The sequence below is a fragment of the Anaerolineales bacterium genome (assembly GCA_025808555.1).
Classification (GTDB): domain Bacteria; phylum Chloroflexota; class Anaerolineae; order Anaerolineales; family UBA11579; genus JAMCZK01.
In genome coordinates, this window is record CP075526.1 from 852,070 (window position 1) to 866,628 (window position 14,559).

Consider the following 14,559-nt stretch of genomic DNA (forward strand, 5'->3'; position numbering starts at 1 on the left):
TCTACGTAAGTGGGAAGCCAAAGCGCTCGGCCAGCTGAAGCACAAAGCTGGTCTGGGCCGGGTTGAGCTTCAGCAAAGCTTCATCAAGAGAGAACCACGCCGCCCGCTCCACTTCTGGAAAGCTGGCCCGCCGCCCAGAGCGCGGCGGCCACTCCATCTCGAACTCAATACTGCGGGCCGCATCCGCGTCAATAGTGCCCTCAACCGCCCAGGCGCTCACTTGCTTGCCCCCCTTTTGGATCACCGGCTGCAAAGCAATAAACTCCCCCTCAACCTCAAAGCTAGTTTCCTCCCTGAACTCACGTCGGGCGGCCGCCAGCGGGTCTTCGTCGGTATATTCACCCTTGGGGATCGACCACGCACCCAGGTCCTTATTTCGCCAGAACGGCCCGCCGGGATGAACCAGCAACACCTCAGGCTTGCCGGGTGTCAACACACGATACATCAGGATTCCTGCGCTGGTCTTCGCCATCCCAAAAATTATAAGCCCGTGATTCGTGCGATTCAGCCTATATAGGGAGTGACTCCCAACCGCGCGCCCCATACACGGCGATTGACTCTTATAGCTCTCTTGTTCTATACTTTGGCCATCTTTAGAACAGATGTTTGGCCTGAACGGCCAAAGGAGAGAAAGAGATGGTCAACAAAGGTTTGCTGCGCCACTTCAATGTACCGGCCTTTATCCAGCGCAATCTGGTGTGGGGCCTCTTTATCCTGGCGGCTCTGGTTGCATTTGAGCTGTTCAACTTCAGCACCACCCAATTTGCCTTGAACGATCTGATGGGCTCGCTGCAGTTCGGCGGTGTGGCCTGGGCTTCCATTCTGGCGGTGGCCTTCTGCGCCATTGACTTCGCCGGCATTGCCCACATGTTCACCAACCACACCAACCTGCGCAGCCAACAGAGCTCCGACACCTGGTACCTGTTCGCGGCCTGGGTGCTGGCTTCTGCCATGAACGCCACGCTGACCTGGTGGGGCGTTTCCATCGCCCTGGCCAACAGCCCGGTGCTGGGCGAGGGCCTGCTCGACATGGGCACCCTCCTGGCGGTGGTGCCGGCCTTCGTGGCCGTGTTCGTGTGGCTCATCCGTGTGCTCATCATCGGCACGCTGATCAGCAACAGTGGCAAGCTGTTCACCGAACGTGAGCGCAGCATGCCGCCCACCATGCGCCGCAGCCAGCCCGCTGGCAACCGCGCCGCCCAGCCGGCCATGTACAACGGCCTGATGACCAAGGGCCAGCAGGCCAACGTGAACGCGCGTGCCTTCAGCTACGAGGACGTAGACAACTAACGTGCAACAGCGGAATTCTCCTTCCGTGCAGTACCGAGACCGAGAGGCAGGCCAGGCGAGTGGCTGCCTCTCGGTCTTGCTGTACCCTCCGGTCAGCGCCGTTATTTTTGGTGCATTGCTCTTCTGGGGTCTGCTCAACCTGCCGTTTTCATTCTTCCTGAGCAAGGGCGGTGTGCCGATTAGCCAACCTGCGGCAGCTGAGGTTGCCGAGGCGCCCGCAGCCTACAGCGGCCAGCTGGCGCCGCTGTTCACTCCGCAGGTGCTGCGCTGGGAAGCGCATATCTTGCGCTGGGCCGCCGAACACCAGCTTGATCCCAACCTGGTGGCGACCGTGATGCAGATCGAATCATGCGGAGACCCGCGGGCGCTTTCCCGAGCCGGAGCACAGGGATTGTTCCAGGTGATGCCCTACCACTTCGCCGAAGGCGAAGACGCCTTTGCGCCGGATACCAACGCTAAGCGCGGCCTCAACTACCTGCGCAATTCACTGAACCACTTTGAGAACAATGCCAGCATGGCCATGGCAGGCTACAACGGCGGTATCAACGGCGCCAGCCGCCCACGCGCCGCCTGGGCGCAAGAAACCCGAGATTACCAATATTGGGGAGAGAACATTTACACCGACGCGGCGGCCGGGCGCAGCCACAGCCCTGTGCTCGACGAATGGCTGGCGGCGGGCGGGGCTAGCTTGTGCGCTCAGGCTGAGCGTCGGGCTCAGACGTCGCCGTAGAGTCCCTAGCCGGAAACGGTGTATTGAGCCGCAGCTCAGAGGTAGCGTCTGGGCAATTGCCATCCGCCAGCGGCAGGCGCACAGTGAAAGTGCTGCCGCGGCTCACCCTGGATTTGACCTCAATATCGCCGCCGTGGTTGCGTACGATCCAATACGCAATCGAAAGACCCAGCCCAAAACCCGCGCCGTCCTTACTGCGCGAGCGTGACTTATCGCCACGGTAAAAACGCTCGAAGACATGCGGCAGGTCCTCGGCAGGGATGCCCAGACCGGTGTCCTTCACAGCCAGTTGGGCACTGGCCTCATCTTTCGAGAGGTTGACGGTGACGACGCCGCCGGGCTTGGTGTACTTGATGGCATTTGCCATCAAGTTCAACAGTACTTGGCGCAAGCGGTCCCGGTCGCCACACACCAGCACCTGGTCGATCTTGCCGATATCCAACCGCACATTTTCGCCGGCCAACACGCGTACCTGGTTCAAGGTCTCGAGCATCAGGCTGTCCAGCTCCACCCGGCGGCGGTCCATCGGCAGCTTGCCCGATTCGGCTTGGGCTAGAACCAGCAGGTCTTCCACCATGCGCGAGAGGCGCACCACCTCCTGCTCGATACTATGCATGGATTCTTCATCCATCTTGCCCATGCGTCGCATCAGATCCAGGTTGCCACGCACAACGGTGAGCGGGGTACGCAGCTCATGGCCAATATCGGCCACGAAGCGGCGCTGGGTAAGGAACAGTTTCTCCAGGCGGCCCAGCGTATCGTTGAAGGCGGTGATGAGACGCCCGACCTCGTCTTCAGGGTCAGAAGGCGGCGGGATACGCCGCGAAAGGTCATCGGCGCGTGTGATCTGCAGGGCGGTGTCGGTGACCGTGGCCAGGGGCGCCAGCGCCCGGCGCCCGGTCACCAGGCCTACGCCGCCAGCAATGAGAATGCCGATGCCACTAAGCAGGATGAGGTAGCGCACCAAGTCGGTACGCAATGCCTCAAAGATGCTAAGGGAGGAGCCGCTTTGCAACACACCGACGCGCTCACCATTGGAGTGCAGGGGCACCGTCAGCACGCGGTATGGAATGCTGCCGACGCTGACGCTAGTGAACGTGCGGTCCGCGCTTTCCAATGCAGCCGCATCCAGCGGCTGCATGAAGGGGCTTTGCGGGTCAATGGTCTGGGTGACGCCAACCATCTGGCCGCTGGTATTCCACACTTGGCTGATCACGCTGGAGTCAAAGGCAACCCGTTGGATAAAAATAATGTCGCCCAGGTCATCCACCCGGGCGACAAACAAGAGGTCTCTGGCAGCGCGCTCAAGGGCGCTGTCCACCTGGCGCAACTGCACGACCGAGATCAGGCCATAGACGGCAAAACCAAAGAGGACCAGTACGGCGCCCAGCACAATGGTGTAGTAGAGGGTGAGGCGGGCGCGCAGCGACATTTATTCATCTTCGCGCAGAACGTAGCCCATGCCGCGTACCGTGTGCAGCAGGCGGGTTTCCTTGCCTACCTCCAGCTTTTGGCGCAGGTAGCGCACATACACCTCGATGATATTGCTCTCGCCACCAAAGTCATAGCCCCACACATTGTCATAGATCTGCTCACGCGTAAGCACCTGGCGGGGGTTGCGCATGAACAGCTCGAGCAGTTCGTATTCCTTGGCGGTGAGATCGATCACGCGCTCCCCGCGCTGGGCGCGGCGAGTGCCTGTATCGAGTGCGAGATCACCGAAGCTGTAAGACTTCTCTTTGGGGGTTTGGGTGCGGCGCAGCAAAGCTCGGATGCGCGCCATCAATTCATCCAGATTGAAGGGCTTGACCATGTAGTCGTCAGCCCCGGCATCCAAGCCTTGGACGCGGTCATTCACCGAATCTTTGGCGGTCAGCATGAGAATGGGGATCTTGCCCATAGCGCGCAGACGCTTGCAAACCTCCAGGCCGTCCATACCCGGGAGCATCCAGTCAAGCACTACGAGGTCAGGGCGGTTACCGCCTGCGAGAGCAAGCCCTTTTTGGCCGGTCTCTGCCGTTTCTACTTCATAGCCTTCATACCCCAGGCCACGCCGTAAGAACGCCAAAATGGCCTCGTCGTCTTCAATTACCAGTATTCGAGCCGCCATATTCGTTCTCCGAAGATTAATTTTCACTATATCATAGCGTACGCAAAGATTAATAAAGGTGAGTAGGAACTAAATGTAGTTTTTGGCACAAACACATTCCCATACCCATGCAAAAATCCGTACGCTTTCTCCTTTCCCTTCTGTTCTACTGTCTCACCGGCATGGGCATCAGCCTTACCATTGTGGGTGGCGTTGGCGTAAGCAGTTTTAATGCGGCCAATGTTGCCTTGGCAGATGTGCTCAACGTAAACGTCGGTCTGGTAACCATCGGAGTGAACCTGGCCTTTGCACTTTCCTATGCAGCGCTGACCCGCTTTCGTTATCCGAAGCGCTATGCGATCCAGATCATTGCGCTGCTGTGTCTGGGCCGCGTGATCGACTTCTTCACATATCAGGTCTTCGCCACCCTGACTCCGGCAAGCTATCTGGAGCGCATGGGCTTGCTAGTAGCCGGCACATTAACGGGCGGCATTTCAACCGGCATGGTGCTGAACCTCAAAACCATCACCTTCCCAGTGGAAAACACCTGCGATGAGCTGAGTAGGTTAACGAAGATCGCCTTCGCAAAGTTCCGTTATGCGGTGGATATGATCTCCGTAATCGTCTCCGTTTCGCTCTCGCTGATCTATAAGATCCCGTTTTATGCCCGCGAAGGCACTGTGCTGAGCCTGTTTCTGCTGACAGCCGCCATCAGCGGCACGCGCTGGGCCTACGAGCGGCTGAGCGCGGGCAACAAAAAAGCACGGCCATAAGGCCGTGCTTTTTTAGTGATTGAGCCAGAGTTACTTGAGCTCGACAACCGCGCCAGCGGCTTCCAGCTTGGACTTGGCATCGTTGGCGGCTTCCTTGCCCACGGCCTCGAGAACTTTGGCGTTGCCGGCCTCGGCCATATCCTTGGCTTCCTTCAAGCCCATGTTGGTGAGCTGGCGGATGACCTTGATGACCTCGATCTTCTTGGGGCCAGCATCCTTCACGAAGACGTCGAACTCAGTCTTCTCCTCGGCGGCAGCCGCGGGGGCGCCACCAGGCGCAGCGGCAGCCACGGCCACGGGGGCGGCGGCGGAAACGCCCCAAGCCTCTTCAAGCTTGGAAACCAACTCGGCAGCTTCCACAACGGTCAGCTTGCCCAACTCTTCAACCAATTTGCTAAGATCAGCCATTTTCAATATCTCCTTAGATATTCAGTATGTTTTGTTGTTATGCCGTTGCTTTTTCAGCACTGGCCTTGATGACCTGGGCCACACGGCGGCCAGGTTCATTGAGCAAACGCACCAGCTGCGTAGCGGGCGTGTTGAGCAGCGCCAGGAACTGGCTGCGCACAACAGGCAGGGCGGGCAGGGTGGCCAAACGGGTGACGTCTTGCTTGCTCAGATAATCTTTGCCCAGGAAACCGGATTTGATCTTTACGGCTTCCTGATCTTTGGCAAAGTCTGAGAGCGCCTTGGCTACGCCAGGAGCATCCGAGAAAGCCAGGCCGATGGCTGTGCTGCCGAGCAGATCTGCCTCGGGCACCTCGTAACCGGCGGCTTTGAAGGCCCGGCGGCCCAGCGTGTTCTTGATCACGTGGAATTCGCCGCCGACCTCGCGGATGCGCTTGCGCAACTCATCGAAGGCGGGCATGCTGAGGCCGGAGTATTCGGTCAGGAATACGGCTTCCGCGTCGCCAAGCCACTGCTCGTACTGCGCAGAGATGCTTTGCTTCTTTTCCTTTGAAAGCGCCAAACTTACCTCCTAAACAAAAAGTCTTTGCTCCAGAAAATCGAAGCAAAGACTTTTACGCAGTCAGAAACTACGGTAAAGCCCTTACCTCGGCAGGGGATTAAGCCTGCGCAGATTGCTGCGCAAACGCCTGCTGTCTTTGGTAGAGCGAAAGCGGTGCAGATTGTACTACATGACCAGGCAATTGCCCGGCTTTACGCAGCGGCCCCGGGGGTGGTTGCCTGATAGGTGTCCACCTTGATCGAAGGACCCATGGTGGCGTTCACAGACACGCGGCGGACATACACGCCCTTCACGCCGGAAGGACGCGCCCTTACGACCGCATCCAGCAACGCAGCGAAGTTCTCTTGGAGCTTCTCGGGCTCAAAAGATGCTTTGCCGATGGGCACATGCAGGTTGCCGGTGCTGTCGACGCGGAATTCCACGCGGCCAGCCTTGGCTTCTTTGATGGCGCGCGGCAGGTCATCCGCAGAGGAGACCACCGTGCCAGCCTTGGGGTTGGGCATCAAACCGCGCGGGCCGAGCACACGTGCCAGGCCGCTCTTGCCCAGATTACCCATCATCTCCTGCATGGAGAGGGCAACGTCAAAGTCAAGCCAGCCGTTGGAGATCTTCTTCAGAGTCTCATCATCATCGGCTACGGCGTCAGCGCCGGCATCGCGGGCGGCTTTGGCAGCCTCGCCTTGAGCGAACACCAGCACGCGGATGGTCTTGCCCAAGCCGTGCGGCAGGATCACCACATCGCGCACCTGCTCGTCAGCCTTGCGAGGGTCCACATTGAGGCGAATATGCACTTCAACCGTGGGGTCAAACTTGGTGTAGGCAGTCTCCTTGGCGAGCTGCAAGGCCTCCTTGGGGGAGTAGTCCTTCTCAGCCACCTTGGCGGCTACTGCCTGGTACTTCTTGCCTTTTTTAGCCATCTTTCTCCTTCGTGGTGCTATCGAGCCATGTGGCCAATGCTCAGCATTGGCCCGCGGCGTTCTACGCCGCACTCTCCCACAACTTAGTCAACGACGGTGATGCCCATGTTGCGGGCAGTGCCTTCGATCTGCTTCATCGCGGCTTCAATGGTGTTTGCATTGAGATCGGGCATCTTGATCTCAGCAATTTCACGCACCTGGGCGCGGGTCACCTCGCCCACCTTCTGGCGGTTGGGCTCACCGGCGCCCTTGGCGGCGCCAGCCGCTTTGGCCAACAGCGTGGAGGCCGGCGGGGTCTTGAGGATGAAGGTGAACGAACCATCTGTGTAGATGGACACTTCAGCCGGAATAATGTCGCCGGCGCGGTTGGCCGTGCGGGCGTTGTATTCCTTACAGAAGCCCATCAGGTTAATGCCGTGCCCAGCCATAGCCGGGCCGATCGGCGGCGCCGGGCTGGCTTTGCCAGCCTCGATGCGAACGGTAACTACTGCTTTCAGTTTCTTTGCCATTCTTTTCTCCTAAGTGGTCTTAGCGAGCCTCTGAAGCCAATGCGCAGCATTGGCCCGCGGCGCTTTTGCGCCGCACTCTCCCACAAATTGACTACGCTTTTTCTACCTGCAAAAAGTCCAACTCCACCGGGGTTTCACGCCCAAAGAAGTTGACCATCACGCGCACCTTGGCGCGCTCCATATCGATCTCCGAAACCGTGCCGCGGAAATCGTTGAACGGACCATCCACAATGCGCACACGCTCACCCTGCTTGAAGGTGACCTTGATGCGCGGGGCTTCCGCTTCCATACGCTTGACGATCTGCGAAACCTCTTCTGGGCGCAGGGGGAGCGGGGTATTGCCCTGGCCGACGAAACTGGTGACGCCGGGTGTGTTGCGCACCACGTACCAGGACTCTTCAGACAGGATCATATTGACCAGGATATAGCCGGGGAAGACGCGGCGCTCAACAGTGCGCCGCTTGCCTTCTTTGACCTCAATTTCCTCTTCGGTGGGCACAACCACATCAAAGATGAGGTTCTTCATGCCCATCGATTCAATGCGCTGCTCCAGGTTGTGGCGCACCTTGTTCTCGTAGCCCGAGTAGCAGTGCACTACGTACCAGGCACGCCCATCGGCATGCTCGCCCTCTACAGCGGGCACCTGGCTGAAGTCAGGCACATCGTCGCCGCCATCGCGAGAGAACTCATCCGCCATGCGGCGCGTGGTCTGCGGGCGCGGCTTGTCTTCCTGCACAGGGCCCGGCTCTTCAGCCACAGGCTCTGGGGCCGGCGCTTGCTCCTGGAGAGTTTCCACCTCAGCGGTGGCGATCTCAGGCGCGGCTTCAGGCTCAGCCTGGGCAGGCTGGCTGTCAGCCAGTGTTTCCTCTGGCTGTGGCTCGCCGTCTTGCGGCGTCAGTGGGGCTTGCGCCGACTCAAATTCTTCTGACATGGTTATTACCCTACTGCCGGCCCGTTAGTACAACAGCCAGCGGAAAAAACTACCGAACAGCGTGTCCAACCCACCCAGGATGATGGCCATGATGATCATCACAATGATGACGATGCGGGTCAGCGCCAGCGCCTCCGCGCGGGTGGGCCAGGATACTTTGCGCAACTCAGCGATGGTTTCACGGAACCAACGCTGAATGGCGTTGGGTTGGCGAACCTGAGTTTGGTTAGTCATGCCAATCTCCTTCAAGCAAGCAGCCAATCTGCTTGCGGATACGTTTCAGGCAGGCGAGACAGGAATCGAACCCGCAACCCCCGGTTTTGGAGACCGGTGCTCTGCCAATTGAGCTACTCGCCTAAGCCAGATGCGCGCCATAAAGGCGCGCACCCGGAAAACTACTTGGTTTCGCGGTGCAGGCGATGCACTTTGCAGCGCGGGCAGAATTTCTTCATTTCCAACCGCGCTTGGTCATTGCGGCGACTCTTCTCAGAGGTGTAGTTACGCTCACGGCACTCAGTGCACTCCAGAGTGATAACCACACGTACGCCTTTCTTACCAGCCATGTAAAGCTCCTAAACTACCAGTCCCTTAGGACAAGATCTGGGTGATGACGCCAGCACCCACGGTGAGGCCGCCTTCACGAATGGCGAACTTGGAGCCCTGCTCCAAGGCCACCGGGGTCTGCAACTGCACCTGCAGGTTCACGTTGTCGCCCGGCATCACCATCTCCACACCGTCCGGCAGCGTCACTTCACCCGTCACATCCAACGTGCGAATGTAGAACTGCGGCTTGTAACCCGTGAAGAAGGCTTTGTGACGTCCGCCCTCTTCCTTCTTCAGCACATACACTTCGCTCATGAACTTGGTGTGCGGCTTGATGCTGCCCGGCTTGGCCAATACCATGCCGCGCTCCACACCTTCACGGTCCACACCACGCAGCAGCAGGCCGGCGTTGTCACCCGCCATGCCCTCATCCAGCTGCTTGTGGAACATTTCAATACCGGTCACGACGGTGCTGCCCGGCTGCTCACGCAGGCCCACAATGTCCACCGCGTCGTTCAGCTTCACTACACCGCGGTCAATGCGGCCGGTCACTACGGTGCCACGACCCTTGATCGAGAACACGTCTTCGATCGACATCATGAACGGCTTGTCGGTCTCGCGGGTCGGCTCCGGAATGTACTCATCAATCACGCGCAGCAGCTCACGGATGGGAGCATACTCTTCGGCGTCGGGGTCGGTGGAGGTGCTCTCCAGGGCCTTCAACGCAGAACCGCGCACGATCGGGGTCTCGCTGCCAGGGAAGCCCTGGCTGGTGAGCAGCTCGCGCAGCTCCAGCTCGACCAGCTCCAGCAGTTCGGGGTCGTCCATCATGTCAACCTTGTTCAGGAAGATGACAATGCTGGGCACTTCCACCTGGCGAGCCAGCAGGACGTGCTCGCGGGTCTGGGGCATGGGGCCGTCGGGGGCCGCTACCACCAGGATGGCGCCGTCCACCTGGGCTGCACCGGTGATCATGTTCTTGATGTAGTCGCGGTGACCCGGCATGTCCACGTGGGCGTAGTGACGCTTTTCGGTCTCGTACTCCACGTGAGTGATGTTGATGGTGATACCGCGCTCTTTCTCTTCCGGCGCATTGTCGATCTGGTCGTAGCCGCGGAACTCAGCCTTGCCCATCAGAGCCGCTACTTTGGTGATCGCCGCCGTCAAGGTCGTCTTGCCGTGGTCGATGTGTCCCATCGTTCCCACATTCAAGTGCGCCTTGCTGCGATCAAACTTTGACTTCGCCATTCTTACTGTCTCCTTAATTACCTGACCTTCAAATTATTTCTTTACTTCCAGAGCCCTCAATGGGGATTGAACCCATGACCTCATTCTTACCAAGAATGCGCTCTACCACTGAGCTATGAGGGCTGGCGAGCGGCTGCGCCGCTTGCCAGGGTGATTGCTTCGCAATCACCACGCGCTGCAGCGTGCTTCACGCTCCTATTGGAGTTCGCAAAAATAAAAGCGGACTCCACGTAGTGGGCAGAGAGGGATTCGAACCCCCGAAGGCGTACGCCATCTGATTTACAGTCAGACCCCGTTGGCCACTTGGGTATCTGCCCATGATTCCGCGCAACGCACGCACATTGCAGTGCCCTATGCTTGCGTTGCGCGGAAGCCGACGACGGGAATCGAACCCATAACCTACCGCTTACAAGGCGGTTGCTCTGCCGTTGAGCTACGTCGGCGTGTTATTCCGTTTTGTTAACTTAACTGCGCACAGGCGCGCAGAGCTTACCAAGGGCCACCCTCCTGCTGCCGAGAGTGCTTGGCAAGAGCGCAAGTTTATCCGCGTTGGCGGGCTGAGTCAATGCTGGAATCGGAAAATTAGGCTCTTCGGGACCAAAAATAGAACAGGAGCACCGCCAGGGTGCTGTCATTATCCAGTACAGCCCCCTCGATCGCCGTCGAGAGGTAGCTGGTGGGCGCAAACCCGGCCAGACGAATAGCTATAGCCAGCCCCAGCAGAAGTAGCAGCACCGCTATATTGGCAACCACGAACTTGTCCTGATACAGCTTGGCAAGGGCGCCAGCAAGCGTATTGCCCGGCCTGGCCGACAGAAACGATGAGAGGACTCCACCCCAGTTATCGGCATTGGAATAGGCCACCGCGATCAAGGCGCCCGGCACCCCGGCGGAACTGAACCCCAGGCGCAGCATCACAAAATGGACCAGCGGGCCAACCAGCGTACCCAGCACGGTACCCAGCCAGAAGGTCTCGGCATGTGACTTGCGCCGCGCTCGCAGCCGGCCCACCAGCATACCCAGCGAGGCACCAATCGTATCGCCGTAACCAACAATGAAGCGGCTAAGGCCTTCAAGCACAGGATTGCCGAAGCTAAAGTAACGGTCCAGCATCCAACCCACGAGGAGGCCAGCCGCCCAGCCTACAAGAAGCCACTTGGAATACGCTAGATAGTCACGCACACGGACGTCGCTCATGGAAACTCTCTAGGCAGAGAAACCGCGCGCTTGCCACACCATATAGAGCGCCACTGAGCCAGCCACGGCGGCATTGAGCGACTCGACCTGGCCGCTCATCGGCAGGCGCAGCAACCCGTCGCACGATTCGCGCACCAGGCGACGCATCCCCTCGCCCTCGCTGCCCACGACGAGCGCGATCGGCATATTCAGCTTGAGGCGGCCCAACGGCTGCGCTTCCTGGCCGCCGTCGAGCCCAATGACCCAGACGCTTTCGCGCTTAAGCTCATCGATGGCTTGGGCTAGGTTGTGCTGTGCGATCAGCAAGTGCTCGCACGCGCCCGAAGACGCATTCACCACCGCCGGCGTAATGGTGGCCGTGCGCCGCTGCGGGATGATGACGCCGTGCACACCCACCGCTTCGGCGGTGCGCAGCAAAGTGCCAAAGTTCTGTGGGTCTTGCAAAGTATCGAGAATCAGAAAGAAGGGCGGCTGGGCGGAGGATTTGGCTTTCTCCAACAACTGGCCCATGTGAGCATACGGATACTCTTCGGCTTGCAGCGCCACCCCTTGGTGGTGTCCGTCTATGTAGCCGTCCAGCTCGCCGCGGCGCACCTGCTGCACTTGCAACTTGGCAGCCCGCGCCAGGCGCTGGATCTCTTGCAGGCGCGGGCTGGGCTGCACCCCTTCGGCGATCTTCAGGCTATACAGCCGCCGCCGGCCCGCCCGCAGGGTTTCATAGACTGCGTTGCGGCCGTAGACCCATTCTCTCACATTAGCCCCAGCGCCACGAGGTGCCGCCAGCGCTGTCTTCCACCACGACGCCGAGTGCGGCCAGACGGTCACGAATGGTGTCGGAGAGTTGCCACTGCTTTTGGGTACGCAGCTGAACGCGAGCCTCCAGAAGTGCAGCAATGATGCTTGCAACATCATTGCCTGCAGCCGCCTTGAGTCCGGCCGAAATGGCCGCGTCAGCAATTTCAGCTTGCAGGCTAGCCGCCAGGTCAGCAAACGGAGCGGCGTCCACGTTCTTCTGTGCACGCTCCAAACGCAAGCCCAACACCCCGGCCAGCTCACGTAGCACATCCTGTGCTGGCTTGAGCTCGGAATCGGTGGCGCCAGTATCCCGCGTCTGGTTGATCAGGCGCACCAGATCGAACAACACGGCTAATGCGGCCGCTGAGTTGAAATCATCGTCCATCGCCGCGGTGAACTTGCCCAGCGCGGCCTCGGCTTCGGTCTGCAGGCTACTCAACGCATCCGCGGCAGCGCCATTGGCGCCCGGCAGCGCCGGGTTGAGCCCGCTGCGCAGGCGCTCCAGACCGCGGCCTGCCGCCTCGACCACTTCATCACTGTAGGTGAGCGGGCGGCGATAGCTGGTGTTCAGGATCATCATGCGCAGCACGTCTGGCTCATGGTTGGCGACAAAATCAGTGATGGTGATCAGGTTGCCCAGCGACTTGGACATCTTCTCGCCCGAGAGCTGCATCATCCCGTTGTGCATCCAATAGCGCGCAAACGGCTTATGGCTCAGGCTCTCGCTCTGGGCGATCTCGTTCTCATGATGAGGAAAGATCAGGTCGTTGCCGCCCCCATGAATATCGATCTGCTCGCCCAGATGGCGAAACACCATGGCCGAGCATTCAATATGCCAGCCGGGGCGGCCAGGGCCCCAGGGGCTGTCCCAGGCCGGCTCGCCGGGTTTGGCGGCCTTCCATAGCGCGAAGTCCATGGGGTGTTCTTTGCGCTCGTCTACATTGATGCGGGCGCCGGCGTTCATGTCTTCCAGCTTGCGATGCGAGAGCTTGCCATAATCATCATCGCTCTCCACGCGGTAGTACACATCGCCTTCAGCGGCATACGCATGCCCGGAGTCGATCAAGCCGCCCACCATCTCAATGATGGCAGGGATCTCCTCTGTGGCTCGCGGATAGACCGTGGCGGGCAGCACGTTCAGCTCGCGCAGGTGCTGGGCATATTGTTCAATGTAACGCTCGGCCAGGTGCAGTGGCTCTTCGCCCGAGTCGTTGGCGCGCACGATGATCTTGTCGTCCACATCGGTGTAGTTCATGGCATGGCGCACCTGATAGCCGCGATATTCGAGATAGCGGCGCACAATATCAAACACCAGGCTGGACATGGCGTGGCCAATGTGGGCATTGTCGTACACTGTAGGGCCGCACACATACATGCTGACCTGGCCTGGGGTCAACGGTTCGAATGCTTCGCTTTGACGCGTGAGTGTGTTGTAGATGCGTAGAGTCATGTTTAGTTCTTTGACGGCTTGTTGTTGCGGCGGTTGCGCCCGTTCTCTGGCTTGGCAAACACCATGCGGCCGGCGGCCGTCTGCAGCACCTTGGTCACCGAAGCCTGCACGGTTTGGCCAATATACTCACTGCCATCCTGGATGACCACCATGGTGCCATCGTCCAGGTAACCAACGCCCTGGCGCGGCTCACGGCCGGTCTGGATCACTTTCACGGCCAGCTCTTCGCCGGGCAAAAAGATGGTCTTGACCGCGTTGGCAAGCTCATTGATGTTCAGGATGGTCACACCCTGCAGTTCGGCCACCCGGTTGAGGTTGAAGTCATTGGTCAGCACGGGGGCATGCATCTGGCGCGCCAGGATGACCAACTTGTCGTCCACATTGCGCGTGCCTTCCACGTCCACATCGCTGATGCGCACGCCCAATCTGGCGTCTTTCTGCAGCGAGGCAACCACCTCGAGGCCGCGGCGGCCGCGTTGGCGACGCAGCTTGTCGCCGGAGTCGGCGATGTGCTGCAGCTCGTTCAGTACAAAGCGCGGGATGATCAGCGCCCCAGGCACGAAGCCGGTGCGGGCAATATCCACAATGCGTCCGTCAATGATCACGCTGGTATCCATCAAAATGCTGGTGCCGTTCTCGCTGCCGCTGCGGGTGCGCCCTTCAGGCGTTGCACCGCGGCTGGGAAGATTCAAAAACGAGAGGATGTCATTCTGGCGCGAGATAAAAACCGTCACGCCGAAATAACTGATAACCACCGCGAAGACCAGCGGCAGGATCTGGCTGAACGGCCGCGGCAGCAGAGAAAGCGGGAAGGCCAGCAAGCCTGCGATCACCAAGCTGATGATCAGGCCAAACAGGCCAGCCAACAATGCCCGGGACGAGATCTGCGCCAACATGCGCCGCACTGCCCGGAAAGGATGCACAGTAATGTAAGGAGTAAGAACCAGGCCAACCAAGGCCCCCACCAGGCCAAAAATACGGGCAAACTGCTGCGGGTCTTCACCGGAGAGGTTGGCAAATTCCACGCCTCCGTATACACCCAGGGCTCCGAACCCCAGCATGCCTATCAATCGCAAGACGAAACTAACGCTCATTCGGCTCCAGTTCTTTGCCTAAT

General features: G+C 59.5%; 18 protein-coding genes, 4 tRNA genes and 1 other annotated feature. Of the genes, 3 read left to right on the top strand and 19 right to left on the bottom strand.

Features of this window, described 5'->3' with window-relative positions:
* Position 1: 1 nt before the first annotated feature.
* Positions 2-472, bottom strand: coding sequence for an NUDIX domain-containing protein (locus KIT08_04470; GenBank protein ID UYN90498.1), 471 nt, complete (start codon positions 470-472; stop codon positions 2-4).
* 164 nt (positions 473-636) lie between these two features.
* Between KIT08_04470 and KIT08_04475 the strand changes: the two genes are divergently transcribed.
* Both KIT08_04475 and KIT08_04480 read left to right on the top strand, forming a co-directional pair.
* On the top strand, positions 637-1,290 hold the full coding sequence (locus KIT08_04475) for a hypothetical protein (GenBank protein UYN90499.1): 654 nt from the start codon (positions 637-639) through the stop codon (positions 1,288-1,290).
* 25 nt (positions 1,291-1,315) lie between these two features.
* Positions 1,316-2,020, top strand: a complete 705-nt coding sequence (locus KIT08_04480) for a transglycosylase SLT domain-containing protein (protein ID UYN90500.1) — start codon at positions 1,316-1,318, stop codon at positions 2,018-2,020.
* Here KIT08_04480 and KIT08_04485 read toward each other — a convergent pair.
* Together KIT08_04485 and KIT08_04490 are read right to left on the bottom strand one after the other, a co-directional pair.
* On the bottom strand, positions 1,974-3,452 hold the full coding sequence (locus KIT08_04485; GenBank protein UYN90501.1) for a HAMP domain-containing protein: 1,479 nt from the start codon (positions 3,450-3,452) through the stop codon (positions 1,974-1,976). The genes KIT08_04480 and KIT08_04485 overlap by 47 nt on opposite strands.
* Positions 3,453-4,130 carry a response regulator transcription factor gene (locus KIT08_04490; protein UYN90502.1) on the bottom strand — a complete coding sequence of 226 codons (678 nt, stop codon included), beginning with the start codon at positions 4,128-4,130 and terminating at the stop codon, positions 3,453-3,455.
* A 107-nt stretch (positions 4,131-4,237) separates the two neighbouring features.
* Between KIT08_04490 and KIT08_04495 the strand changes: the two genes are divergently transcribed.
* Positions 4,238-4,882, top strand: coding sequence for a hypothetical protein (locus tag KIT08_04495; protein UYN90503.1), 645 nt, complete (start codon positions 4,238-4,240; stop codon positions 4,880-4,882).
* A 30-nt stretch (positions 4,883-4,912) separates the two neighbouring features.
* Here the strand turns inward: KIT08_04495 and rplL are convergent, their stop codons facing one another.
* From rplL to KIT08_04575, 16 genes are all read right to left on the bottom strand, one after another.
* Positions 4,913-5,290 carry a 50S ribosomal protein L7/L12 gene (gene rplL, locus KIT08_04500; GenBank protein UYN90504.1) on the bottom strand — a complete coding sequence of 126 codons (378 nt, stop codon included), beginning with the start codon at positions 5,288-5,290 and terminating at the stop codon, positions 4,913-4,915.
* 37 nt (positions 5,291-5,327) lie between these two features.
* On the bottom strand, positions 5,328-5,852 hold the full coding sequence (gene rplJ / locus KIT08_04505) for a 50S ribosomal protein L10 (GenBank protein ID UYN90505.1): 525 nt from the start codon (positions 5,850-5,852) through the stop codon (positions 5,328-5,330).
* A 5-nt stretch (positions 5,853-5,857) separates the two neighbouring features.
* Positions 5,858-6,010 (bottom strand) — a sequence feature (ribosomal protein L10 leader region).
* 33 nt (positions 6,011-6,043) lie between these two features.
* Positions 6,044-6,769, bottom strand: a complete 726-nt coding sequence (rplA, locus tag KIT08_04510; GenBank protein UYN90506.1) for a 50S ribosomal protein L1 — start codon at positions 6,767-6,769, stop codon at positions 6,044-6,046.
* A gap of 83 nt (positions 6,770-6,852) precedes the next feature.
* Positions 6,853-7,278, bottom strand: a complete 426-nt coding sequence (gene rplK, locus KIT08_04515; GenBank protein ID UYN90507.1) for a 50S ribosomal protein L11 — start codon at positions 7,276-7,278, stop codon at positions 6,853-6,855.
* A gap of 91 nt (positions 7,279-7,369) precedes the next feature.
* Positions 7,370-7,975, bottom strand: coding sequence for a transcription termination/antitermination protein NusG (gene nusG / locus KIT08_04520; protein UYN90783.1), 606 nt, complete (start codon positions 7,973-7,975; stop codon positions 7,370-7,372).
* Positions 7,976-8,233: 258 nt separating this feature from the next.
* Entirely contained in the window at positions 8,234-8,443 is a 210-nt protein-coding gene (gene secE, locus KIT08_04525) for a preprotein translocase subunit SecE (GenBank protein UYN90508.1), read from the bottom strand.
* A 50-nt stretch (positions 8,444-8,493) separates the two neighbouring features.
* Positions 8,494-8,566: transfer RNA gene (locus KIT08_04530), tRNA-Trp, on the bottom strand.
* Between the two features lie 38 nt (positions 8,567-8,604).
* The gene (gene rpmG / locus KIT08_04535; GenBank protein ID UYN90509.1) at positions 8,605-8,772 is read right to left on the bottom strand and encodes a 50S ribosomal protein L33; all 168 of its coding nucleotides are present in this window, start codon (positions 8,770-8,772) and stop codon (positions 8,605-8,607) included.
* Positions 8,773-8,797: 25 nt separating this feature from the next.
* Entirely contained in the window at positions 8,798-10,000 is a 1,203-nt protein-coding gene (tuf, locus tag KIT08_04540; GenBank protein UYN90510.1) for an elongation factor Tu, read from the bottom strand.
* Positions 10,001-10,051: 51 nt separating this feature from the next.
* Positions 10,052-10,123, bottom strand: a tRNA-Thr gene (locus KIT08_04545).
* A gap of 111 nt (positions 10,124-10,234) precedes the next feature.
* Positions 10,235-10,317, bottom strand: a tRNA-Tyr gene (locus KIT08_04550).
* A 54-nt stretch (positions 10,318-10,371) separates the two neighbouring features.
* Positions 10,372-10,443, bottom strand: a tRNA-Thr gene (locus KIT08_04555).
* Between the two features lie 139 nt (positions 10,444-10,582).
* Positions 10,583-11,197 carry a hypothetical protein gene (locus KIT08_04560; protein UYN90511.1) on the bottom strand — a complete coding sequence of 205 codons (615 nt, stop codon included), beginning with the start codon at positions 11,195-11,197 and terminating at the stop codon, positions 10,583-10,585.
* A gap of 9 nt (positions 11,198-11,206) precedes the next feature.
* Positions 11,207-11,950, bottom strand: coding sequence for a 23S rRNA (guanosine(2251)-2'-O)-methyltransferase RlmB (gene rlmB / locus KIT08_04565; protein ID UYN90512.1), 744 nt, complete (start codon positions 11,948-11,950; stop codon positions 11,207-11,209).
* 1 nt (position 11,951) lies between these two features.
* On the bottom strand, positions 11,952-13,442 hold the full coding sequence (gene cysS, locus KIT08_04570; GenBank protein UYN90513.1) for a cysteine--tRNA ligase: 1,491 nt from the start codon (positions 13,440-13,442) through the stop codon (positions 11,952-11,954).
* A gap of 2 nt (positions 13,443-13,444) precedes the next feature.
* Positions 13,445-14,536 (bottom strand): TRAM domain-containing protein, encoded by a 1,092-nt coding sequence (locus KIT08_04575; protein UYN90514.1) that lies wholly within the window; start codon positions 14,534-14,536, stop codon positions 13,445-13,447.
* Positions 14,537-14,559 lie beyond the last annotated feature (23 nt).